General features: G+C 44.1%; 26 protein-coding genes and 2 other annotated features. Of the genes, 3 read left to right on the forward strand and 23 right to left on the reverse strand.

What is annotated here, in order from left to right:
- Positions 1-34: 34 nt before the first annotated feature.
- The 3 genes from nadA to nadB are packed head-to-tail and all read right to left on the reverse strand — an operon-like array spanning position 35 to position 3,546.
- Positions 35-1,141: a quinolinate synthase NadA gene (gene nadA / locus AC0OMA_RS13935; protein WP_015384262.1), complete on the reverse strand. Its 1,107-nt coding sequence runs from the start codon at positions 1,139-1,141 to the stop codon at positions 35-37.
- A complete protein-coding gene (gene nadC / locus AC0OMA_RS13940; RefSeq protein ID WP_100506495.1) occupies positions 1,128-1,997 on the reverse strand; it encodes a carboxylating nicotinate-nucleotide diphosphorylase in 870 nt (289 codons plus the stop codon). Before nadC ends, nadA begins: the two co-directional genes overlap by 14 nt.
- Positions 1,951-3,546 carry an L-aspartate oxidase gene (gene nadB / locus AC0OMA_RS13945; protein ID WP_474222186.1) on the reverse strand — a complete coding sequence of 532 codons (1,596 nt, stop codon included), beginning with the start codon at positions 3,544-3,546 and terminating at the stop codon, positions 1,951-1,953. The genes nadC and nadB overlap by 47 nt, the downstream gene beginning before the upstream one ends.
- A 102-nt stretch (positions 3,547-3,648) precedes the next feature.
- Here nadB and nifS point away from each other — a divergent pair, with 102 nt between their 5' ends.
- Positions 3,649-4,836, forward strand: coding sequence for a cysteine desulfurase NifS (gene nifS, locus AC0OMA_RS13950; RefSeq protein WP_063335536.1), 1,188 nt, complete (start codon positions 3,649-3,651; stop codon positions 4,834-4,836).
- Positions 4,796-5,338 (forward strand): transcription repressor NadR, encoded by a 543-nt coding sequence (locus tag AC0OMA_RS13955; RefSeq protein WP_181219990.1) that lies wholly within the window; start codon positions 4,796-4,798, stop codon positions 5,336-5,338. The genes nifS and AC0OMA_RS13955 overlap by 41 nt, the downstream gene beginning before the upstream one ends.
- A 24-nt stretch (positions 5,339-5,362) precedes the next feature.
- Here AC0OMA_RS13955 and pheA read toward each other — a convergent pair whose 3' ends face one another.
- Genes pheA through spo0B form a run of 4 tightly spaced genes read right to left on the reverse strand, consistent with a single transcriptional unit; the run spans position 5,363 to position 8,642 of the window.
- Complete coding sequence (pheA, locus tag AC0OMA_RS13960) at positions 5,363-6,220, reverse strand: prephenate dehydratase (protein WP_047182971.1); 858 nt, start codon at positions 6,218-6,220, stop codon at positions 5,363-5,365.
- 16 nt (positions 6,221-6,236) lie between these two features.
- The gene (gene thrR / locus AC0OMA_RS13965) at positions 6,237-6,680 is read right to left on the reverse strand and encodes a transcriptional regulator ThrR (RefSeq protein ID WP_003222630.1); all 444 of its coding nucleotides are present in this window, start codon (positions 6,678-6,680) and stop codon (positions 6,237-6,239) included.
- A gap of 60 nt (positions 6,681-6,740) precedes the next feature.
- Entirely contained in the window at positions 6,741-8,027 is a 1,287-nt protein-coding gene (gene obgE, locus AC0OMA_RS13970) for a GTPase ObgE (RefSeq protein WP_003229675.1), read from the reverse strand.
- A 33-nt stretch (positions 8,028-8,060) separates the two neighbouring features.
- Positions 8,061-8,642 (reverse strand): sporulation initiation phosphotransferase Sop0B, encoded by a 582-nt coding sequence (gene spo0B / locus AC0OMA_RS13975; protein ID WP_015483521.1) that lies wholly within the window; start codon positions 8,640-8,642, stop codon positions 8,061-8,063.
- 77 nt (positions 8,643-8,719) lie between these two features.
- Here spo0B and AC0OMA_RS13980 point away from each other — a divergent pair, with 77 nt between their 5' ends.
- A complete protein-coding gene (locus AC0OMA_RS13980) occupies positions 8,720-8,842 on the forward strand; it encodes a hypothetical protein (protein ID WP_003229671.1) in 123 nt (40 codons plus the stop codon).
- A 120-nt stretch (positions 8,843-8,962) separates the two neighbouring features.
- Here AC0OMA_RS13980 and rpmA read toward each other — a convergent pair whose 3' ends face one another.
- The 16 genes from rpmA to valS all read right to left on the reverse strand — a co-directional run bounded on the left by rpmA (position 8,963) and on the right by valS (position 23,392).
- On the reverse strand, positions 8,963-9,247 hold the full coding sequence (gene rpmA / locus AC0OMA_RS13985) for a 50S ribosomal protein L27 (RefSeq protein WP_003222623.1): 285 nt from the start codon (positions 9,245-9,247) through the stop codon (positions 8,963-8,965).
- A 12-nt stretch (positions 9,248-9,259) separates the two neighbouring features.
- Positions 9,260-9,598, reverse strand: coding sequence for a ribosomal-processing cysteine protease Prp (locus AC0OMA_RS13990; RefSeq protein ID WP_003229669.1), 339 nt, complete (start codon positions 9,596-9,598; stop codon positions 9,260-9,262).
- Positions 9,599-9,600: 2 nt separating this feature from the next.
- Entirely contained in the window at positions 9,601-9,909 is a 309-nt protein-coding gene (gene rplU / locus AC0OMA_RS13995; protein WP_003229668.1) for a 50S ribosomal protein L21, read from the reverse strand.
- Between the two features lie 13 nt (positions 9,910-9,922).
- Positions 9,923-9,998, reverse strand: a sequence feature (ribosomal protein L21 leader region).
- Between the two features lie 57 nt (positions 9,999-10,055).
- Positions 10,056-10,922 carry a stage IV sporulation intramembrane metalloprotease SpoIVFB gene (spoIVFB, locus tag AC0OMA_RS14000; protein WP_103803775.1) on the reverse strand — a complete coding sequence of 289 codons (867 nt, stop codon included), beginning with the start codon at positions 10,920-10,922 and terminating at the stop codon, positions 10,056-10,058.
- Positions 10,915-11,709, reverse strand: coding sequence for a stage IV sporulation protein SpoIVFA (gene spoIVFA / locus AC0OMA_RS14005; protein WP_087614643.1), 795 nt, complete (start codon positions 11,707-11,709; stop codon positions 10,915-10,917). The genes spoIVFB and spoIVFA overlap by 8 nt, the downstream gene beginning before the upstream one ends.
- A 148-nt stretch (positions 11,710-11,857) precedes the next feature.
- Entirely contained in the window at positions 11,858-12,664 is an 807-nt protein-coding gene (gene minD, locus AC0OMA_RS14010) for a septum site-determining protein MinD (protein WP_004398624.1), read from the reverse strand.
- A gap of 1 nt (position 12,665) precedes the next feature.
- Entirely contained in the window at positions 12,666-13,346 is a 681-nt protein-coding gene (minC, locus tag AC0OMA_RS14015) for a septum site-determining protein MinC (protein ID WP_004398901.1), read from the reverse strand.
- A 52-nt stretch (positions 13,347-13,398) separates the two neighbouring features.
- Positions 13,399-13,917 (reverse strand): rod shape-determining protein MreD, encoded by a 519-nt coding sequence (gene mreD, locus AC0OMA_RS14020; protein ID WP_004398811.1) that lies wholly within the window; start codon positions 13,915-13,917, stop codon positions 13,399-13,401.
- Positions 13,914-14,786 (reverse strand): rod shape-determining protein MreC, encoded by an 873-nt coding sequence (gene mreC, locus AC0OMA_RS14025; RefSeq protein WP_003222609.1) that lies wholly within the window; start codon positions 14,784-14,786, stop codon positions 13,914-13,916. Before mreC ends, mreD begins: the two co-directional genes overlap by 4 nt.
- A 30-nt stretch (positions 14,787-14,816) precedes the next feature.
- Positions 14,817-15,830 carry a cell shape-determining protein MreB gene (mreB, locus tag AC0OMA_RS14030; RefSeq protein WP_003229650.1) on the reverse strand — a complete coding sequence of 338 codons (1,014 nt, stop codon included), beginning with the start codon at positions 15,828-15,830 and terminating at the stop codon, positions 14,817-14,819.
- Positions 15,831-15,921: 91 nt separating this feature from the next.
- Complete coding sequence (radC, locus tag AC0OMA_RS14035; protein ID WP_015384272.1) at positions 15,922-16,617, reverse strand: RadC family protein; 696 nt, start codon at positions 16,615-16,617, stop codon at positions 15,922-15,924.
- 36 nt (positions 16,618-16,653) lie between these two features.
- The gene (locus AC0OMA_RS14040; protein WP_004398496.1) at positions 16,654-17,223 is read right to left on the reverse strand and encodes a Maf family nucleotide pyrophosphatase; all 570 of its coding nucleotides are present in this window, start codon (positions 17,221-17,223) and stop codon (positions 16,654-16,656) included.
- Positions 17,224-17,375: 152 nt separating this feature from the next.
- On the reverse strand, positions 17,376-18,374 hold the full coding sequence (gene spoIIB / locus AC0OMA_RS14045) for a stage II sporulation protein SpoIIB (protein WP_015384273.1): 999 nt from the start codon (positions 18,372-18,374) through the stop codon (positions 17,376-17,378).
- A 133-nt stretch (positions 18,375-18,507) separates the two neighbouring features.
- A complete protein-coding gene (locus AC0OMA_RS14050; protein ID WP_474222188.1) occupies positions 18,508-19,254 on the reverse strand; it encodes a prepilin peptidase in 747 nt (248 codons plus the stop codon).
- Positions 19,255-19,397: 143 nt separating this feature from the next.
- The gene (locus AC0OMA_RS14055; RefSeq protein WP_181219992.1) at positions 19,398-20,690 is read right to left on the reverse strand and encodes a bifunctional folylpolyglutamate synthase/dihydrofolate synthase; all 1,293 of its coding nucleotides are present in this window, start codon (positions 20,688-20,690) and stop codon (positions 19,398-19,400) included.
- Positions 20,691-20,749: 59 nt separating this feature from the next.
- Positions 20,750-23,392, reverse strand: a complete 2,643-nt coding sequence (gene valS, locus AC0OMA_RS14060; protein ID WP_072175589.1) for a valine--tRNA ligase — start codon at positions 23,390-23,392, stop codon at positions 20,750-20,752.
- Positions 23,393-23,451: 59 nt separating this feature from the next.
- Positions 23,452-23,674 (reverse strand) — a binding site (T-box leader).
- Positions 23,675-23,723 lie beyond the last annotated feature (49 nt).

Genomic DNA, 23,723 nt, shown 5'->3' on the forward strand with positions numbered 1-23,723 from the left:
AGTTATGAGTACAGGAAGGGAAAATATTTCTGATCTACGTGATCGAAAGCATTCGATTCAGGGCAAGGAGTGCATCTTCCTGAATGGCTTTTGGCACCTTGATGACGCCTGAAGGTTCTCCTTTTTCAATTTGTTCCAACGACCACAACAAATGCGGCAAATCAATTCGGTTCATTGTCAGGCAAGGGCACATGTCAGGGTTGAGTGATTCAATTTGTTTATCTGTATGCTCGTGAATGATCCGCTGAACAAGATTCATTTCTGTCCCGATTGCCCACTTGCTTCCCGCCGGAGCCTGGTTGATTGTGTCGATAATATATTTCGTTGATCCGTTATCATCGCTTAGTGTCACGACTTCGTGTGAGCATTCCGGGTGCACAATGATCTGAATGTCGGGGTCTCGCTCTCTCATATCATGGATATTTTTAGTGGTGAATTTCTCGTGAACAGAGCAATGCCCTTTCCACAAAATCACTTTCACATTCGTATGCCCGGATTCAGCTACTAATTCATCTTTCATCGGGTCCCACACAGCCATATCTTCAAGCGCAATGCCCAGATCATAAGCCGTATTTCTCCCTAAATGCTGATCAGGCAAAAATAAAATTCTTTTTTTCTGTGTAAACGCCCATTCAAGCACTTTTTTCGCATTCGAAGAAGTCACAGTTGCTCCGCCATGCTTTCCGACGAATGCCTTGATCTCCGCAGTGGAGTTCACATAAGTTAAAGGTATGATCGTATCTCCAAATATATGCTGAAGCTTCTTCCATGCCCTATTGGTCTGCTGCATGTCAGCCATGTCAGCCATAGAACATCCAGCTCTCATATCTGGCAGGACGACCGTTTGCTGCTCGCTTGTCAGCATATCGGCGGTTTCTGCCATAAAGTGAACGCCGCAAAATACGATATAATCCGCTTCTTTGTTTTTTTCCGCTACTTGGGCCAATTGCAGGGAGTCGCCTGTTTGGTCAGCAAATTGTATCACTTCATCCTTTTGATAATGATGGCCTGGTATAAAGAGCCTGCTGCCGAACTTTTTCTTAATGGCGGCAACGCGCGTTTCCATATCCTTTCTCGATAGTTCTTTATAACTTTCGGGCATCATATCATTCGATTGTTTGATCACATCAAGAATTGACATAACGGCATTCCTCCACAGATTCATTTGATAACGTAACATCCATGCTGATATCTAAACTTTTGACGGAATGAGTCAGAAATCCTAATGAAATATAATTCACACCCGTCCCTTTAAAAGCAGGCAAAGATTCTAACGTAATCCCGCCGGAGGCTTCAGTTTTTATATGATCCGGTGTGAGCTTTGCAAAATGACGGACCGTATCAGGCGGACAGTTGTCAAACATAATAACATCCGCGCCAGCTGCAATTGCTTCCCGCAGCTGTTCCTCCGTTTCAATTTCCACCTCGATATTTACCATGTGCCCTGCGGCCTGACGGGCTTTTTTGCACGCCTCTAAAATAGAACCGCATGCTGCGATATGATTATCTTTAATCATGATGCCGTCATACAAACCGAATCGATGATTATACCCGCCGCCGGCTCTGACAGCATATTTCTCCAGCATTCTGAGCCCCGGTGTTGTTTTTCTCGTGTCACAAATTTTAATCTGTTCATCATCCAGACAACGAACAGCCTCTCTTGTCATTGTCGCAATTCCTGACAGTCTCTGAATAAGATTTAATACGACCCGCTCTCCTGAAAGGAGCGCAGCTGCGGGACCTTGTAACTCGGCAATCACTTCACCTTTATGCAACATGTCCCCATCTGATTTGCGTAATATGGTTCGAACACTTTCGTCCAATAACGAAAAGCCTTCTTTTATGATCGCTGCTCCTGCAAAGATACCCTCTGACTTTGCAACAATCTCCGCTTCACAGCTCTGTACTCCAAAAATAGACTGCGATGTAAGATCCCCTGTCCCAATATCCTCAAGAAAAAAGTGATTCAGTAATTTTTTCAGCTGTAAATGATTCATTGTTCCAAATCCCCCCGTTTTTTCTGATCTTCGTTCCTTTTTTTGTATGGACAATTTGTCTTCCTTGCCAGCTCACCTCAGCATGAGGAAAATCGGTGCGGAAGTGAGCCCCTCTGCTTTCCTCCCGCAAAAGCGCAGAAAACGTCATCAGCTTTGCAGTTTGCCATAGATGAGAAAGCTCCATCTGCCGAATTGTGATATCCTTCACATTTACTTCCTGAAAAGGCAGCATATGAAGCCAGATGCTAAGCTCAATCAAACTGCTTTGTTCCCGCAGAATAGACATGTGGCTTGTCATTTTGCTTTGCAGTTCATGCATCTCTATATCCGGCACCTCGTAGACGACACTGGTTTCTAGCCTTGATTGATATTGCCTGTTATAAACCGGTTTTTGGATAATATGCTCTGCTGCCCTTTTTCCAAATACCAGCGCTTCCAATAAAGAATTGCTTGCAAGCCTGTTTGCTCCATGTAAACCGGAACATGCTGTCTCGCCAATCGCATAAAGCCCCGGCACTGTCGTTTCTCCCCAGCGATTAACTGAAACACCTCCCATTAAGAAATGCATTCCCGGAGCAACAGGAATTTTTCCGCTGTGAATATCAACCCCTGCTTTTTCACAAATGGCGGTGATGGTAGGGAAACGTGTCTCAAAATCAGAAATCGCACTGAAGTCTATATAAACGCGATTTCCTTTTGCCATTTCTTCGTGAATAACCCGTGAGACAATATCTCTTGGAGCCAGGTCACCTAAGGGATGCCGTTCAGCCATAATCCTGCGGCCGTTTTCGTCTACTAAACATCCGCCTTCCCCTCTGACAGCTTCTGAAACAAGCCCGTAGGAAACACCATTTTTCACAAGCAGTGTCGGGTGAAATTGAGTAAACTCCAAATCCGTTAATTCCGCCCCGGCCCGGAAAGCCAGAGAAAGACCGTCACCTGTGACAGTAGGATCATTCGTATGGTGAAGAAACAGGTTTCCACAGCCGCCGGCAGCCAGCACAACTTCGTCTGCGTGCCTTACCTTGAGCCGCCCTTTGCTGTCTTTTGTCATGACGCCGATACATCGTCCGTCCTCTATAAGCAAATCTGCTGCCATTTCATTCTCGATTAACTTGATTTTGCTGTTGATCCCTTTGAGCAAATAATCGATAAGCAGCCTGCCTGTTGCGTCTCCGCCTGCATGAAATATGCGGTTGTATGAGTGGGCCGCTTCTCTTCCAAGACAAACACCGCCTCGTTCATTGCGGTCGAATGGAAATCCACGCTCCAATAGGCTTTGAACCATCATTTTTCCATCATGTAAAACGTCTGCTGCAATAGCTAGATTATTATGGCCGCACCCTGCGTATAACGTATCCTCCAGATGGGCTTCAATCGAGTCATCTTTTGCATAGGCCGCAGCAATCCCGCCTTGTGCATAGACAGAATTGCTGTTTTTGACGCTTTTTTTTGTGATAACAGTCACTTCGTATGATGGCGGGAAAGCTGCAGCTAAGGAAAGTGCCGCCGCCCCTGAACCGATGACTGCAATCGTCTTTTTAGACATATGCCATCCTCCTGTTATTTACACCTGTCTTGACACCTATATTTACACAAGGATAAAATAAACTCAAGAGTTTTTTATGGAGAACGGATGGAGGAAGACCGGATGATTTATTTAGATTATGCAGCGACAACGCCTATTTGTGAGGAAGCCCTTACCGTATATCAGAAGCTTAGTATGGATGTGTACGGAAATGCCAGCAGCCTGCATGATGCAGGAGGAAAAGCAAAGCACATACTGGAGTACTGCCGTAAAAAAATCGCCAACATCATTGGCGGAGAAGCAAGCGGCATCTATTTTACAAGCGGCGGCACTGAATCCAACTTTCTGGCCATTCAATCATTGCTAAACGGTCTGCCAAAAACGAAAAGACATTTTATTACGACTGCCATGGAGCATCAGTCCATTCATAATTGTGCTGCTTTTTTGGAACAGCAGGGATATGATGTAACAGTCATTGAACCGAATGAATACGGGCTTATTACCGAGGAAATATTACTAGCCCATATCCGGCCGGAAACAGGCCTTGTATCTATTCAGCATGCAAATTCTGAAACCGGGATCATTCAGCCCATTCAACGCCTGTCTTCATACCTGCATAATAAGGGGATTCTTCTTCATTGCGACGCTGTTCAAACGTTTGGAAAGATCCCGATCAATACAAAAAATCTGGGAGTAGATGCACTCTCAATGTCCAGCCATAAAATCCACGGTCCTAAAGGAGTAGGGGCGGTCTATATCCGACCGGATGTCCCTTGGAAACCCGTTTATCCTCTGACTACTCACGAATACGGATTCAGAGCCGGCACCGTAAATGTTCCCGGGATCGGTGCCTTCACTGCCGCTGCAGAATTGATCGTAAGCGAAATGGAAAAACAGATATCCCGCAATGAGGCATTAAGAACATACTTTCTAGACCAAATCCGTATTCGGTCTCTCCCTGTAACCCTTGCGGCAGACACTTCGCAAGCAGAATGTCTTCCGCATATTATAGGGTGTTTTTTTCACTCATTTGAAGGACAATATGTTATGTTAGAATGTAATCGGAGTAATATTTGCATTTCAACCGGCAGCGCTTGTTCTGCAGGTTACCACGGTCCGTCTGAAACAATGAAAGCATTAAGAAAAACCGAACAAGAAGCTCTGCAATTTATCCGCATCTCTTTTGGCAGGCATACAACAGCTGAACAGCTGGAACAGTTATTACATACGTTTACAGTGCTTTGGGAACAAAAGAAAGGAGAATTTGATATTGACCGAAGAATTAAAGCTAATGGGCGCCAACAGGCGTGACCAGCTTCTTCTGTGGCTGAAGGAATCTAAATCACCGCTGACAGGAGGAGAACTCGCAAAAAAAGCGAACGTTTCAAGACAGGTTATTGTACAGGATATATCCCTCTTGAAAGCGAAAAATGTACCGATTATCGCCACAAGCCAAGGATATGTATACATGGATGCAGCCGCTCAGCAGCACCAGCAGGCAGAAAGAATCATAGCATGTATGCACGGTCCTGAACGGACAGAAGAGGAACTGCAGCTCATCGTCGACGAAGGCGTTACAGTAATAGACGTAAAAATCGAGCATCCCGTATACGGAGATTTAACTGCAGCCATCCAAGTAGGCACCCGGAAGGAAGTTAGCCATTTCATCAAAAAAATCAATTCTACGAATGCTGCCTACTTATCACAGCTGACCGACGGCGTGCACCTGCATACACTGACAGCACCTGATGAACATCGCATCGATCAAGCCTGCCAAGCACTTGAAGAAGCCGGCATTTTAATTAAAGACTAAAAAAAGCCCTCTAGTGGGCTTTTTTTATAATTGGTAAGACTGGTATGCACCCAGAAGCCTCACTTTGCAGCCGAGCGCTTCAAGCTCCTGCATGGCCCCTGGAATCAATACATCATCAAACGATTTCTCAATATCAATAATAAAGAAATAATGGCCTAATCCGGTTTTAGTCGGACGTGACTCAATTTTTGACAGGTTTAAATTTCTCCAAGAAAATGCAGACAGCACTCTATGCAGCGCCCCGGACTGATCATCTTGCGGCAGCATGACCATTAAGGTCGTTTTGGGCCTAGAGCTCAATTTTGAATTCACTTCAAAAGATATGTTTTCATCAGGAGATAGAATAACAAATCTTGTATGATTGTCCCTATAATCCTGTATATCCCGTTTCACGATTTTTAATTCGTATGTAGAAGCTGCCATATCATTGGCAATGACCCCGATATTCAGCTCGGGATGGTCACTGACAAACTTTGCTGCCGCCCCGGTAGAATTGGCGTATTCATATGGAACGGAAGGAAAATGTCGATGGAGAAATTTATGGCATTGCGCAATCGCGTGTGAATGCGAGTAAATTTTGTCGAGCTCTTTCCATGCATTCTCTCTAGAGGGATGGACGAGCAAGTGCTGATGAATCGGCAACGTCATTTCACCCACGATTGGCAAGGGCTGTTCATGTATTAAATAGTCTATTGTTAGATTAACAGATCCTTCTAATGCATTTTCCAAAGGAACAAAAGCAAAATCAACTTCGCCTGCAACGGCTGCATCTATACACTCCGGAATGGTGCGGTAAGCAACATGTTCAGCGCCGTTTTGAAAACAAGAACTGACTGCTAGATGTGTAAATGTAGCTACTGGACCTAAATAACCGACTTTCATGACGATTTTCTCTCCCTTATGCACCTGAACCTAATATTTCAACCTTTTCTACAAAATCAAACTTCCTGAGCTTATTCATTAATGTATGAATGTCTTCTTCCATTGCCGACGTACTGATAGACAGTGTCACATTTGCTCTGCCTTGAAGCGGAATGGTCTGGTGAATGGAAAGAACGTTGCTTCCAGAATCAGCTACCGCCTGAAGAAGCTGAGATAACGCACCTGACCTATCCTCTAAATGAAAGAAAAGTGTGATAATTTGTTCTTTTACCATGGTGTAGAATGGAAAAACAGCATCCCTGTATTTATAAAACGCACTTCTGCTTAAATCGACCTTTTGAACGGCATCTGCTACTGAATCTGCTTTTTTTCGATCAAGCAGCTTTTTGACTTCCAATGTTTTTCTCATTGCATCGGGCAATACATCTTCACGGACAAGATAAAATGTCTCCTCTTTCATTTGCATCCCCCCTTTAAAATAGAGAGCCTGACACCAGGCTCTCTTTTCAGCCAACATTCATTAATCAATAAATTCAAATTCAAATTCCAGAAGCCTGATTATATCTCCATCCTTGGCTCCGCGTTCTCTGAGTGCTTCATCAACACCCATTCCGCGCATCTGTCTTGCAAACCGTTTAACCGATTCATCACGTGAGAAATCAGTCATCTTGAATAACCGCTCAAGGCTGTCTCCTGAAAGCACAAATACACCGTCTGGATCGCGTGTAATGTTAAATGGCACTTCTTCATTTTCCATCGTGTACATGACACGGTTTTGTGTAAGCTCTTCCTCGTCATACAGCGGGAATTCCGGTGTGTTCTCAAGCTGATTGGCAACCTCAAACAGAAGCTCACGCAGACCTTCTCTTGTCACCGCACTGATCGGGAATACCGGATAATCATCCGTCAGCTTTTCTTTAAAGGCTTCGAGATTTTCCGCAGCCTCCGGCATGTCCATTTTATTTGCAACGATAATTTGCGGACGCTCAGTGAGACGCAGATTGTACTCGCTCAGCTCCTGGTTAATCGTAAGATAATCCTCATACGGATCGCGGCCCTCTAAGCCCGACATGTCAATGACGTGAACAATAACCCTCGTCCGTTCAATATGGCGCAAAAACTGGTGGCCCAGTCCGACGCCTTGGTGTGCGCCTTCAATCAGTCCTGGCAAATCAGCCATGACAAAGCTGCGTCCGTCATCCGTTTCAACCATGCCGAGATTCGGGACAAGCGTTGTAAAGTGATAGTCCGCAATTTTCGGTTTTGCAGATGAGACAACAGACAGCAAAGTCGATTTTCCCACACTCGGGAACCCGACAAGTCCGACATCTGCAAGCACTTTTAATTCAAGAACAATGTAGCGTTCTTTTCCCGGCTCGCCGTTTTCTGAAAGCTGAGGCGCGGGATTAGCCGGTGTAGCAAAGCGGCTATTTCCTCTTCCGCCTCTTCCGCCTCTTGCAATGACAGCCCGCTGTCCGTGCTCTGTTAAATCAGCGATGACCTGTTTCGTATCATCGTCTGTCACAACGGTGCCCGGCGGAACTTTAATGACCATATCATCAGCATTTCGTCCGTGCTGGTTTTTGGACATGCCATGCTCGCCGCGAATCGCTTTAAAGTGTTTTTTGTATCTAAAATCCATCAGGGTGCGGAGACCTTCATCTACTTCAAAAACGACGTCTCCTCCCTTTCCTCCGTCACCGCCGGCAGGGCCGCCTTTCGGCACATATTTTTCACGGCGAAACGCAACCATACCGTTGCCGCCGTCGCCGCCTTTTACATATACTTTGACCTGATCTACAAACATAATGTCCTCCGTTCTAAACCGTTAAAAACTCCGCTAGTCCAACCCAATTTCAATCAGACATTCGTGACTCGTGATTTCAAAACGCATGATATCAATGTCCTCATATCCATTCTGCCGAATATCATTAAAAGCAGATGGATCGGCAAAGGCGCCGTGAAAATCAAGGTACAGAATCAGCTGTCTGTCAGGATGATCTGTTTGAAGCGAAACCGTTAAATGATTTTCACTCTCTCTGCTGACTGCTTGATCAAACAGATGAAACAGCTTTCTCATCAGTTTCGCCAGCTTTTGATCATAAGCCGACAAATCCTTAATTTCTCCGAGAACTTCATATTCAAGCGTCATATAATGGGTTTTCCAATTAAACGTAAGAAAATCAAACGCCAAATGCGGTGTTTTCAGGTTTGAGAGCTTTGATTCGTGCTTTGCGTCTATAACCATTTCTTCAATCATTTCAAAGACGCGGTCATACTTCTGCAAGCTTAAGTTTCCTTTAATCAGCTGCAGCTTATTCATCCAATCATGCCGGGAATGGCCAAGCAGATGAATCAGTTCGTTTGTTAATGCCGTGTCGTCGCTTATATTTTCTTCTTGATTTTTTGAAACATCCTTCATTTTCGCACTCCCAATCATTTAATTTCTTATTTAGGAGTCTGTATAAGTGTGTATTATGAATTATAACAGAGAAGGCTTTGTTAGAAAAACAATTGTTTTTCCCAGAAATATCATGTTCCTTTTTTCTGGCTTTGGTTGATTTGCAGCCAGGCAGAACATTTTATGTATTACTGCTTGGGGAACATATCCAGTGGGTTTGAGATGTTTATTCTCATTCTTGGCGGGGTCTGCTCGCACATACTCTGCATTTCATTCTAGGTGTTTACTCCGCATATTGCAAAAAAAACTCCAGTCATCATCGACCGGAGTTTTTTGAATCATTATTGAGCTACAGGATATACGCTCACTTTTTTGCGGTCACGGCCGAAACGTTCGAATTTAACAGTTCCGTCGATTTTCGCAAATAGAGTGTCATCTCCGCCGCGGCCCACGTTTTCACCTGGGTAAATTTTTGTTCCGCGTTGACGGTAAAGGATAGAACCGCCTGTTACGAATTGACCGTCAGCACGTTTAGCACCTAAACGTTTAGCCTCAGAGTCACGTCCGTTCTTTGTAGAACCTACTCCTTTTTTAGAAGCGAAAAACTGAAGATCTAATCTAAGCATGTAGCTCACCTCCTATATTATGTTTGTGGTCACACGCAAGTTGTCTTTGTAATCCCGTTCGATTGTCTCCAGCGAAACAATCATGCCTTCAATCAGCAGCTGAGCTTTTTGGCGTGCCTCTGGATCAAGAGATTCAGGGAATTCAAAATAAAAATAACCCCCGTCCTCCCCTATATCAAGAAGCGGCTCGAAGCCCGCGAGCACAATGACCGCGTTAACGGCTCCAAACACAACGGCTGTCACTCCGGCACAAACAAGATCTTGTCCATGTTCAGCAAAATTCGCATGGCCCGTCATTTCAAAAGACAATATGCCTTTATCATGAGACCTTCTGATTGTTGCCTGAATCATGCTTACGCGTTGATTTTTTCGATCGTCACTTTAGTGTAAGGCTGACGATGACCTTGTTTTTTATGAACGTTTTTCTTTGGTTTGTATCTGAAAACAGTGATTTTTTTCGCGCGGCCTTGTTTTTCAACTTTAGCCGTTACTGTTGCGCCTTCAACTGTAGGGTTGCCGACTTTCACGTTGTCTCCGCCAACAAACAAAACGTCTTCAAAAGTAACTGTTTCACCTGCTTCAGCAGCAAGTTTTTCGATGTAAACAGTTTGGCCTTCTTCAACTTTGATTTGTTTACCGCCTGTTTTAATGATTGCGTACATTCTCTGCACCTCCTATTAGACTAAGACTCGCCAGATACCAGGGGGCTGTAAAAGCTCTTAACACCTGTACTGAGCGGTTGTAGCAATGGTGCTACATCCATAACATTAAAAAATATACCAAAATACAAGGCGTTTGTCAATCAGTTTTAGTAGGGCAGCAGCAGTTCCTCCATGGAAGAATTCGTCCGCTTATCGGCAAAGTAAGCGTGCAGCACTTCATTCTCGTCAAGCTGGCTGAGCTTTTGGCCTGATTTTTCTATAATAATCGGATGCTTACAGCCACGTTTGAACTCGGCCATCACATGATAGACTTTATCCTCCGCCTTTACTGTCAGCGGCAGAAGTTTCTCAAGCTCCCTGTTTTTTCCGTAATACCTTTCGAGGAGAAATCTCACATGGGTATAGTGCCTTTGCCGATATTCCTCAAACAAGGAAACAGCCAGAAAGACAAACAAAACCCATGCGCTGATTTGCAGAGGAATCACGAATAAAACCCAGCACCCGAGCAACAGGCAGAAGCAGAGCGACGTTTTTAGATTAAGCCGGTGAGCCTTTTGAAAAGGCAGCTGTTTGGAAAACAACAAAAATAACAGTTTTCCTCCATCCAGCGGCCAGATCGGCAGTAAATTGACAAATAAGATAGAAAGATTATAAAAGGTGAAGAGTTCAAAGGTATGCTGATGAATCACTGAGACTTCTGCAAGCATCCAGGCGGCAAACTGAAGCCAGATGTGCTGAAGAGGGCCGGCAATAATAACCGCAAACTCTTCCTTTAACGGTCGATTCCCGTGCTCTTCCACTTCGACCGTTCCCCCAAACGGCAGCAAAAAAACACGCTTGATTCTCCAAGAAAAAAACACGGCCAGAGCAGCATGCCCCAGCTCATGAATCAATACAATCAGGAGCAGACATAATAATGCTTTCATATGGCCTGTGAGCAAGCCCAATGCCGCGATAATCCAAAGAAAAGGATGCACATGGATCTTTAAGATAAGGTCGAGCCATTTATTCAAATGAAATCACCTGAATCGGATCAATAAATTTATCGCCGTCTTTCATGGCAAAATAATAGACCCCTTTATTATGATCATCAAGCTTAATCGAACCGAGCTTTTTGCCTTTATCAACAAAATCATATAAAGCAACATCCACATCTTTGAGCTCGCCATAAATACTATAGGTGTTGTCAGCATGCTGCACCTTAACCGTCAGTCCCGTCTGGCTGTCTTTGCTGACTTCAACCACATAGCCTTCTTTTACACTATCAATCTTATCGCTGCTTGTTTCGACTTTAATTCCTTCCCCATTGTCCTGAAAATCCTGCTGTACTTTCCCGGATGCAGGCGCGATCAGATCTTTGCCTACTTCAATCTGCTGTTCCTTATTTTTGTGTTCAGGAGCCAGGAAAGCAAGCGGATTTCCGAATTTGGTTTCGAACCAATGGCTTGCTGAGGCAAATTGAAATTCAGTTTCAAAGGTTTTGGCTACGGCGGGTTTAATCTGACTGACGGGTCCAATGTTTGTTTTATAGGCTATAGCTGAAACGAGAACAAGGCAGGCCGACAGAAGACATTTCAGGATAATTGAATCTGTTTTCACCAATGGGTGTTTTCCGTTGAATGTTGGCATGTTATCTTCGTAGACCGGGATTGTTCCATGTTTTTCCTGATCCGTTACCATCACCCAGGACGGAGGTTTCTGCTTTTCAGAAACTGTCTGAGTAGAGAAACGTTTTGAGCCGGAAAGCTGCTTTCTTCTTTTCTCTAATCGTTTTCTGATTTCATCTGCTCTGTGACTCATTGCCATCATCCTTTGCATTCGTTGGGTTTGTACATCATATGTCTTGTCCATGGCAAATATTCGGTTTAGTCAAGAACAAAGCAGGCAAAAACAAAAAAACCTGACATAGCATTTGCTTTGTCAGATTCTTCTCTTTGATTCTATCACATTAAGATCTTACTCCGAAAAATGACTTAATCTTAGCCATCATTCCTTTGTTTTGCTCTTCAAGCACCTGTAAAGGAACAGATTCACCTAAGATGCGGCGGGCAATATTGCGATAGGCAATAGAAGCGCGGTTTTTCGGGTCCATCGCAATCGGTTCACCATGGTTGGAAGCTTTGATGACTTCATCATCATCAGCCACGATTCCTAGCAAATCGATCGACAAATGCTGTACGATTTCGTCGATATCCATCGTATCACCGTTTTTCATCAGGTGATTTCTGATTCTGTTAACAACGAGCCGCGGCGGTTCAATATTTTCCTCTTGCTCCAGCAGTCCTATAATACGGTCAGCATCACGAACAGCTGAGATTTCAGGCGTAGTGACCACAATCGCTTTATCAGCTCCGGAAACGGCATTTTTGTACCCTTGCTCGATTCCGGCAGGACAGTCTATGATGACATAGTCAAATTCCTGTTTAAGCTCTTGGACCATGTTTTTAATTTGTTCAGGAGCAACAGCTGTCTTATCGCTCGTTTGAGCAGCGGGCATTAAATAGAGCAGATCATCGAAACGTTTGTCTTTTACGAGCGCCTGATGCATTTTGCATCTGCCCTCTACAACGTCTACCAGATCGTAAATAATTCTATTTTCAAGACCCATTACAACATCAAGGTTGCGCAGTCCTATATCAGTATCTACTAAGCATACGCGCTTCCCTAAAATGGCTAAGGCGGTACCGAGGTTCGCAGATGTTGTTGTCTTACCTACTCCGCCTTTTCCCGAAGTTATTACGATAGCCTCACCCAATTCACATTCCTCCCTCAAGCCTTGTTAGATCAGGTCTTAAATGAGCCAAATGTTGAAGGCGTTCAATGACCATATTTCCGTCTGTATCTAAATAAGCACATTCCATTTCGTTCCCTTTTTGAATGTGGTCTGGGGAGCGATTTAACACATGATTGATTCTTAATTGTGTCGGAAGCATTTCAGAGGCGGCGATGACCGCTTGATTATTTCCATTAAATCCGGCATGCGCGATTCCTTTCAGTGAGCCCAGAACAAAAATGTTCCCTCCGGCCCTGACTGTTCCGCCGGGATTCACGTCACCGATCAGGAGCAAGTCGCCTTTTACCTGCAGCACTTGGCCTGAACGGACAATTTTTGAAACAGAAATAATTTCGGCTTCCTCTCTTATCTGCTGTGCTTCTTTTTTAGTAATGACTTCACTGTCAATAGAATGAACAAACAAATCTTTCTTTGACGCAATCAATTCGGTCAGCTGTTCCTCTTGCTCCTTATATAAAAAGCGATTTCCCAGCTTAACATGAACGCTGATTTTCTGGCCTTTTCCATCGGTATATTGTTCAATTGACAGCATATTCTGAAGACCATCGAGAAGCTCATCAAAAGAACACGCATCATCCAGATGCAATGTTAGTCCATTCTTTGTTCCTTTTATTGTTACATATTGCTGCTTTTTGGTCTTCACAATATTCACCTCAACAACATACTCATTTCGTCAAAAAAAGATAAAATCCTTTTTACTCATCTCTCAATTCTTTCTTTAGACTCATAAAAAACAATCTAAATGGCAGAACAAGAATAAGAGCTGCTGCAATATTTAATAAAATTGTCGGTATAAACCGGTCAAGCACAAATCCGTTAAACGTCATAATGTCTTTATGAATCAAAGACTGAATGCCGAATACGTAAAATTCGAGCAGACAGACAGCCAGAACTGCTATCAATATCACTACAAATGCGTTTGTATGCAACACTTTAAACGCTTTTGAAGCCAAATAGCATAACCCTGCAAAACCAAACATGTAAACGCCTAATAGACTTGTATAGTTCATGTCATATAGAAAACCAAAAATAAATCCGTAAATCATCGCGTGTTTTTGGTTGATAAAAGCCGACATGAATATCAATACAAGCATCAAAAAACGCGGGGCGAGCACTTGGTCATCTGTAACGAAAGGAAAATGCACCAAATCTGTAAAAATGCTTTCCGCAGAAAAAACAAGCATCATAACGAAAGGGAGAAGGAAACGTTTCACGATCCTTCCTCCTCTGTATCGACAGTCGGCACGTCACGGTTAACAACGATCACATTATTTAAATCGGTAAGGTCAGCCGCAGGTTTTACATAAGCAACCTTCGTTAGTCCATAGGAATCTGACTCGATATCAGTCACTTCACCGATTGTCAGCCCTTCTGGGAAAACACCGCCTGTCCCTGATGTTTCAATAAGATCGCCTTTTTTCACGTCTTGTTTATCCTTACGCTCAATAATTGTCATCTTAAGACGTTTTTTCTCTTTGTCATATCCTTCGATCAAGCCGTAGCCTTTGCTTCCTTTTTTTCCGGAAATTTTCGTCGCGACTCTGTTATTGCGGTCAGTATCGCTTAAAAGCTGAACAGTAGACGTAAAATTATTAAGTCCGGAACTTTTGATCTTGCCGATTAATGCGCCTTTTTCGTTTGTAACGGCCATATCTTTCGCTACGTTTTGCTGAGTCCCCTTGTTAATGGTGACCTGTTTCGCCCAATTATCAGGGCTTCTGGCGATGACCGTTGCTAAAATCGGCTTGTAATCTTTAATCGATTTGACATGGCCAAGCTCGTCTCGCAAGGATTTGTTTTCTTCTTCAAGCTCTTGAAGCTTGGCTTCATATTGTGTCTGTCCGTCAAGCTTTTCTCTTAGACGCTCGTTTTCTTTGTATGTGTTTTTTAAATCATTGATGTTCTCAAATATTCCTGCAAAAAATTCGGCAGGCGTATGAAAAATATTTTGAAATACTCCCGTCGTATCGCCGATCACTTTCTCAGGCCAGGTGGTATTGCGGCCGCCCTTCAGCGAAAATCCAATCATAGCCACCAATATGATAATACACAGAAGTAATAGCATTAACCGCTTATTCGGCATCGTGTTACACCTCTTCTATTGAACTCCCGATTATCTAGTTTTCCCTTTGAAAAGATGGATGTGCTCCAGTGCTTTCCCTGTTCCGATCGCTACACAATCAAGCGGATCTTCGGCGATAAGGACCGGCATTTTCGTTTCTTCGCTGATGACTTTGTCCAAATTGCGCAAAAGCGCTCCGCCGCCGGTTAACACTATACCTCTGTCCATGATATCTGCTGCAAGCTCAGGCGGTGTTTTTTCGAGTGTGCTCTTCACTGCTTCGACAATTGTAGATACAGTGTCGCGTAGAGCATTAGAAATCTCTTTTCCTGTAATTTCAATTGTTTTCGGCAGACCTGTGAGCAAATCGCGTCCGCGGATTTCCATGTTGTCGGATTCTTCAGGAGCTTCTGCAGATCCGATTTCCATTTTAATCGCTTCAGCCGTACGGTCACCGATCATCAGGTTGTACGTTTTTCTGATGTAGTTGATAATCGCGTCATCCATCTCATCACCGGCTACACGGATTGACTGAGACGTTACAATGCCTCCGAGGGAAATAATCGCAACTTCTGTCGTACCGCCCCCGATATCAACAACCATGCTTCCAGTTGGTTCCCAAACTGGCAGATTGGCTCCGATTGCTGCGGCAAAAGGCTCTTCAATCGGATACGCGTCACGCGCTCCAGCCTGTCTTGTCGCATCGATAACAGCGCGTTCTTCAACAGCTGTAATGCCTGATGGGACACATACCATTACATATGGTTTTCTGGCAAACATGCCTTTATTTTTTATGGCCTGATTGATGTAATATTTCATCATCGTCGCCGTTGTTTCATAATCAGCGATAACGCCGTCTTTCATCGGGCGAAGAGCCACCACGTTGCCCGGTGTCCGTCCAATCATATTTTTCGCATCATTTCCGACAGCGACAATCGATTTCGTATCCGTCTGCAAAGCGACAACTGACGGCTCTCTCACAACAATTCCTTTTCCTTTTACAAAAACAAGCGTATTCGCAGTTCCAAGATCTATACCAAGGTCTCTAGCACCAATTCCAAACATATGTATGTATCTTCCTTTCTTAAAGCAAAAATACCCTAAAGGGAAAAACTCATAAACTCTATTATAGCTTAATTCGACGAAAAAAAAAGTGTTACAAATATCCTTTTTCCTTTAAACTCACAAATTTTTTATCCCCGATCACCAAATGGTCAAGCAGCTCGATGCCAATCAGGTTTCCGCATTCAAACAGCCGTCTTGTCACTTCAATATCTTCCCTGCTCGGTGTCGGATCTCCAGAAGGATGATTATGAACACAAATAAAGGAAGCGGCAGATCGTTTAAACGCTTCTTTAAACACCTCTCGCGGGTGGACAATAGATGAATTCAGGCTTCCGATAAATATGGTGCGTTTATGGATGACTTGATTTTTTGTATTTAAGTATAAACAGACAAAATGCTCCTGGGTTAAAAAGCGCATATCCTCCATGACAAGATTAGCGCCGTCTTCCGGGGAGCGAATAACGAAATGTTCTTCGTTGGCTAATTTATGAATCCGGCTTCCAAGCTCAACTGCAGCCAGTATTTGAATCGCTTTTACCATACCGATTCCCGGGATGCTTGACAGCTCTTCAACCGATGCTTCCTTGAGCAGACGCAGCCCATCAAATGAGCGCAGCAGCCGGTTTGACAGGTCCAAAACAGATTCGTGTTTAGTCCCTGTCCGCAATAATATAGCCAAAAGTTCATGGTTCGCTAAGTTCTCGGCTCCGACTTTCAGAAGCCGTTCTCTTGGCTTTTCTTTGATTGGGAAATCTTTGAGTTTTAATGGCAGATCGTGTATGACCAAGCACTCCTTTTCTTTCCCTTCCCGTTTATAGAACCGTCATGCCCTTATATCAAAATGGCGAAGAGCTCTCATTGTTTTTGATATAGGAAGGCCCATGACTGAATAATAATCTCCGTCTATTTTCTTTACAAAAAGCGCGCCTCTTCCTTGGATGCCGTATGCACCTGCTTTATCCATCGGCTCTTTTGTTTCAATATACGTCCAAATCTCTTCTTCACTGAGGGACCAAAACGCAACTTCTGTCTTATCATAAAAAGTCTCGCTGTGATTTTCAGCTTGAATGCTGACCGCGGTTATTACTGAGTGACTTCGGCCTGAAAGCCTCCGCAGCATAGAAGCAGCTTCTTCTTGATCCTGCGGTTTGCCAAGACATTCGCCGTCAAGGCATACCATTGTATCAGCACCGATAACGATTGCATGCGGGTGGAGATCAGCTACAGCCTTAGCTTTTTGTTTTGCCAACCATTGGACGTTTTCTTCTGGTGAAAAGTTTCGATTTAATTTTTCTTCTACTTCACTGACAATAATGGAGTAGGGCAGCTGGAGAAGATCGAGGAGTTCTTTCCTGCGCGGAGATTGTGATGCAAGTATTAGCGGTTTTGTCATGTTCGTCATCCTTTCAGGGTTTGCTTAAGAAAAAAAGATACTCGTTTATCCTACCAAATCACGAGGCTTGTCACAATTTCAGAAAAATAACTTTTTCATGACAAAATAAAAAAAGCCTGTCACTAAAGGACGAAGGCTCAGGGCACTATCTCTTATTTTACGACGGCTAACAGCTCCTGCTGAGCCTTCCACCCGGCTTCAGCACTTGGATCCTCTAATTCCTTTAAAGCCTGCAAAATCGCTTTTTTCTCTCCTGTTTCTGACGCTTTTGTTTCACCAAGCGACTTTTCTATTTTCTCTACACTCGCTTTTGTAATGTCTTCACCGAGAATCGCCTTTGCTGCAAGCTCCGCTGTTTCCTTAAAAGTATCTGTCATATCTGACTCTATTGATAAGGAAAGCTCCTTGCCTCCCCAGGCTTCAAAATCACTGTCGATTAAAACCTGTCCTAACTGCTGTGAGACATTCTTATCACTGGCTAAGCCCGCGATGACATACGTATACCCGTCATCCTTTGACAGTGACACGGCGGAATAACCCTTTTCGGTCAATTGTTCTGTTAACGTTTCGGCACCCTTTTCATTTGAAAATTTCCCGGCTTGCACAGCGTATGTTTTGTATGTACCTTCAGTTTGTGCTGCTTGTTTTTCTGCGCCTGAGGTTTGTTTATCAGCAGAAGTATCTCCGGCTTTTGCCGTTTGGCTGCCCAGAGAATCCTCTAAAGAGGCCGGTGCTGACGCTTCTTTATTCCCCGATATGCTTAACGCGAATAGCCCTAATCCAGTGCCAATGACAGCCGCGAAGGCAATCGTCGCAGCCACTCTTTTTACTGGTTTGGCAGTCCCGGTCTTTCCTTTTGCATAAGACTTTGTTTTTTTCTTTTGATAAGGAGGAACAACTTTGGGGTCCTCTTTAAACACCTTGTCCTCCTCGGAATCCCAATTAAATTCATCTTCATCAGGATGTTCCTGGGATGCCGCAACCTCTTGTTCTGCCTGTCTTTTTTCCTCCCAATTTGAGAATGTCATGCTTTTATCTGCCTCTGTATCTGGTGTCTCTTGTTCGTAAACCGTCTCTTCTTTTCCATTAATCGTCACCTTGAGGGCTTTTTCTGCGGCTTTACTGTTTTTTTTATTCTTTCTTTTTTTCAATTCCGCTTCCTCCCTTCATTTGCTTGACCGTTCTTGTCGGCTTTTCATGCTACACACTTTAGCACAGGCAAAGAAAAAAAGAACAAGACTTTTGTCGCCTTGTCCAAAAAACGTTCGTCAAATTTTTCAGCAGTCAGCCCAATGCCATTTTGATATAAAAAGAAATGATAGAGTCACCGTATAAATAGGCTAAAATGCTCCCTGCGGCTATAGCGGGGGCGAAGGGAAGCGGCTGCCTTTTAGCGAGTCTACCAGTCAGAACAGCTGCCGCTCCATATAATGCACCTATCAAAACAGAAAAGAAAAAGGCAGCTGCCAGCATCTTCACACCAAGCACAAAGCCAATCACCGCAAATAATTTAATATCTCCTCCCCCTACTCCCCCATGGGTGATTGCGGCAATTACAGCCAGAAACAGAAATCCGGCTGCCGCACCTAACAGGCCTGCATACCAGGTATCAAGCGGAGAAATCAATCTCGCGGCCGCCAAAAAGGGAAGAAAGAAAATCAATATTCGATTTGGAATCAGCATAAAATGAAGATCTGTCACTGCAACAATAATGAGAAGAGAGATAAACACCACAGCGGGAAACAGTTCCAGCGACGTGCCAAAGCGTATTCCTGCGGCGGCAAATAAACACGCTGTCACAAGCTCTGCTGCGGGATACATAAAAGAAATCCTATGCCCGCAGCTTTTACATTTACCTTTTTGAAATAGGAATGACAGGATGGGAATTAATTCTGCAGGAGTTAATGTCCGCCGGCAAAACGGGCATGATGAACGGGGCGCAATAATAGATAGATGTAAGGGGATACGGCACCCGGCCGTATAGTAAAAAGAACCAAGGATAAGTCCGAAGATAAAAAGAATGGATAGCATAGACAACACACCTTTACTCATTGAGTTCTGGTATGGATTGTAGCAAAATGGACATCCTGAGCTCCAATTGGGAATATTCAATTTTACACATAAAAAAAACGGCAGAATCTTTTTTTTTTTGATTCTGCCGGAGCCGGATGCTTTTATTTCAACCTTTTTCGAATGTCAGAAATAAAGTAAAGAGATCCGGTAATCAGCACAATTTCATTTGAGCCCTTTTTACTTTCTATGAATTTGATCACATCGTCTGGATCTTCACTCCAGCTTTTATTGCTGATTTCACTTGCATCATAGAGATCTTTTGCAAGGGAAGCACGCGGGAAATCAAAAGAAGCAAAATGAATCGCATGAGCAATGGTTTCCAGTCTTTTAATCATGTTCTGATACGGTTTGTCCTTTAACGCGCTAAACACCACAGAAATGTGTGAATTGGCGAAACGCTGCTTCATGGTTTCCGCCAGCTTTTCAACACCTTCTTCGTTATGCGCACCGTCTAAATATACCGGAGGATGTTCCTGAACAAGCTCTAACCGTCCCGGCCAAGCAGCCTTCACAAGCCCGCTCCTTAACGCTTCGTCACTGATATGGGCGATATTCTCCTTATTGAGCCACTCCGCAGCCAAAATGGACAAAGCAGCATTTTGTCTTTGATGGGTGCCAATCAGAGATGTCCGAATATCTTCATAGCATTTCTCTTCCGTTTTGAATGAAAACTGTTCTCCTGCAGGCAGAGCCTCTTCATTGAAAATAACACATGCATCATGCAATGACTGGAACGGCGCAGCATGCCGTTGAGCTTCATGGCGGATGACCTGTAAAGCTTCCGGCTGGGTAACTGCTGTAACGATTGGAATACCTTCTTTAATAATACCGGCCTTTTCTCCTGCAATTTCTTCAATGGTGTTTCCCAAAATGTTCATATGATCGTGTCCGATGCTTGTAATCACAGTTAAGAGCGGTTCAACCACATTAGTAGAATCGAATCTACCGCCCAGACCTGTTTCAAAAATAACAAAATCGACCTTATGAAACTCTGCAAAATATAAAAATGCACATGCTGTCATAATTTCAAATTCTGTCGGCTGTCCGTATTCCGTTTGATCAAGGGCTTCAACGTGCGGTTTCATTTGATTGACGAGTGCTGTCCATTCCTCATCTGAAATCGGTATCCCGTTTACGCTGATCCGTTCATTAAACGTAATAATATAAGGCGATGTAAATGTTCCAACCGTATATCCGGCTTCCTGCAGCATAGAACGGATAAAAGCGACAGTTGATCCTTTACCGTTTGTTCCTGCGACGTGGAACGCTCGGATTTTTTTTTCAGGATGTCCTAACCGCGCCATCAGCTGTTTCATTCGGCCAAGTCCGGGCTTCACCCCGAATTTCAGCCTCCCGTGAATCCAGCTGCGCGCATCTTGATATGCAGTAAACAATGATAATCCCCTCTTTTATAAGACAAGGCGGTTTCTCTAGAAACCGCCCCGGCTTTTCATTAACCCTTCAGCTCAGCCATTCGTTTTTGAACAGCGTCACGCTTCGCCACATAATCTTTTTCTTTTTCACGTTCTTCATCAATTACGTGTGCAGGCGCTTTTTTCATAAATCCTTCATTTCCAAGTTTCTTTTGGACACGCTCAACTTCTTTTGTCAGTTTATCAAATTCTTTTTGCAGACGGGCAATTTCTTCATCAATATTGATTAAGCCTTCAAGCGGAAGAATAACCTCTGCTCCTGAGACAACGGCCGTCATCGCCTTATCAACAGCCTCAATATCGGTGCCGATTTTAAGCACGCTCGGATTCGTAAAGCGTTCAACATATGAACGGTTCGCTTCGAGGCGGGCTGCTATTTCGTCTGTGCTTGTTTTAATGTACAGTTCAACCTGCTTGCTCATTGGCGTATTGACTTCACTGCGGATATTGCGCACAGAACGGATCAGCTCAACAAGAAGCTTCATGTCAGCTGCCGCTTCAGTATCGGTATGCTCCGGCACTACTGCAGGCCATTGACTTACTGTAATCGATTCCCCTTGGTGAGGAAGGTGCTGCCAAATTTCCTCCGTTAAGAATGGCATAAACGGATGGAGCAGACGCATCGTTTGATCAAGTACGTAAGCAAGGATGGAACGGGTAGTTTTCTTGGCCGCTTCGTCTTCTCCATAAAGCGGAAGCTTCGCCATTTCAATATACCAATCACAGAAATCATCCCAAATAAAGTTATATAAATGGCGTCCTACTTCACCAAATTCATATCGATCAGCAAGCTGGGTCACGTGCTCGATCGTTTCATTTAATCGCGTTAAAATCCACTTGTCAGCGACTGACTTTTCGCCTGACAGATCAAGTTCATCGTACGTCATGCCATCCATATTCATTAATGCAAAACGGGAGGCGTTCCAAATTTTATTGGCAAAATTCCAGGTCGATTCCACTTTTTCATAGCTGAAGCGCAGATCCTGGCCAGGAGAGCTTCCAGTCGCAAGGAAATAACGCAGAGAATCGGCTCCGTACTTGTCAATCACATCCATCGGGTCGACACCGTTGCCAAGAGATTTACTCATTTTCCGGCCTTGCTCGTCACGGATTAAGCCGTGGATTAAAACATCTTTGAACGGGCGCTCGCCTGTAAATTCAATGCCTTGGAAAATCATGCGTGATACCCAGAAGAAAATGATATCGTACCCTGTCACGAGAACATCTGTCGGATAGTAGCGTTTAAAGTCTTCAGCCGTTACATCAGGCCAGCCCATTGTGGAGAAAGGCCATAGCGCAGAACTGAACCATGTATCCAGTACGTCTGTATCCTGTTCCCAATTTTCGCTGTCTTCCGGCGCTTCAAGCCCGACATATAGCTCGCCTGTTTCTTTATGATACCAAGCAGGAATACGATGGCCCCACCACAATTGACGGGAGATACACCAGTCGCGGATGTTTTCCATCCAGTGTAAATACGTTTTTTCGAAACGGTCAGGCACAAAGTTGACCTTTTCTTCTTTCTTTTGCAGCTCAATCGCTGCATCAGCAAGCGGCTGCATGCGCACAAACCATTGTGTAGAAAGATAAGGCTCCACAACAGCCCCGCTTCGTTCACTATGGCCGACAGAGTGCATATGATCCTCGATCTTGAAGAGAACTCCCGCCTCCTGTAAATCTTTCACGAGCTTTTTGCGGCATTCAAAACGATCCATACCTTGATATTGCAGAGCATTTTCATTCATCGTGCCATCTTCATTCATGACAAGAATGCGTTCTAAATTGTGGCGGTTGCCAAGCTCGAAGTCGTTCGGATCATGAGCAGGCGTAATTTTCACGGCACCTGAACCAAATTCCATATCAACATAGTCATCACCGACAATCGGAATTTCACGATTTACAATCGGCAGGATCACCGTTTTTCCGATAAGGTGTTTATAGCGCTCGTCTTCAGGGTGAACGGCAACAGCTGTATCACCGAGCATTGTTTCAGGACGTGTCGTCGCAATTTCAATTGAGCCTGAACCGTCAGCAAGCGGATAGCTCATATGATAGAACGCGCCTTGAACATCCTTGTAAATCACCTCAATGTCGGATAGGGCTGTTTTTGTCGCTGGGTCCCAGTTAATAATATATTCGCCTCTGTAGATCAGGCCTTTTTCATAAAGCTTAACGAATACTTCTCTTACCGCTTTGCTCAATCCTTCATCCAGCGTAAAACGTTCACGGGAATAATCTAGGCCAAGACCTAATTTCGCCCACTGGCTGCGAATAAAGTCAGCATATTCTTCCTTCCACTTCCACGTTTCTTCGAGGAATTTTTCACGGCCTAAATCGTAGCGGGATTTGCCTTCTTCACGAAGTTTCGCCTCCACTTTAGCCTGTGTCGCGATGCCGGCGTGGTCCATGCCTGGAAGCCACAGCACATCATAGCCCTGCATGCGTTTCATTCTTGTTACAATGTCTTGCAGCGTTGTGTCCCATGCGTGGCCAAGGTGAAGTCTTCCTGTTACGTTTGGCGGCGGGATGACAACAGAGTATGGCTCTTTTGTCTGGTCACTGCCCGCTTCAAAAAATTTGCCTTTTAGCCAAAAATCATATCGGTCTTTTTCAACCGCTGCCGGATCATATTTCGTCGGCATTGTTTGTTCATTCGTTTCCATCATAACCCTCCAGCATGTTTAAAAATGGCTGAGAACGAAAAAAGAGCTCTTCATCCCTGTAAAAGGACGAAAAGCTCTTTCGCGGTACCACCTTTTTTCATGAACTCTATCAGTTCATGCACTTATAACGGATAACGGGTGTTTCCCGAATTTCTCTACTCTTCTTTCAAGAAATTATGCTCCCGGGCGACCTTCCAATCAGACAACATAAGAAGCCTTTCAGCAAACGGCTTCTCTCTCTGCATGCGCCTTTTTTGTACTCTTCCCGTTCTAAGCAGGTGTATTTATCAGCTCATTGTATACATTATTTATGTTCTTTATTATAGTAAAA

The sequence above is a fragment of the Bacillus sp. AMCV2 genome, assembly GCF_056033925.1.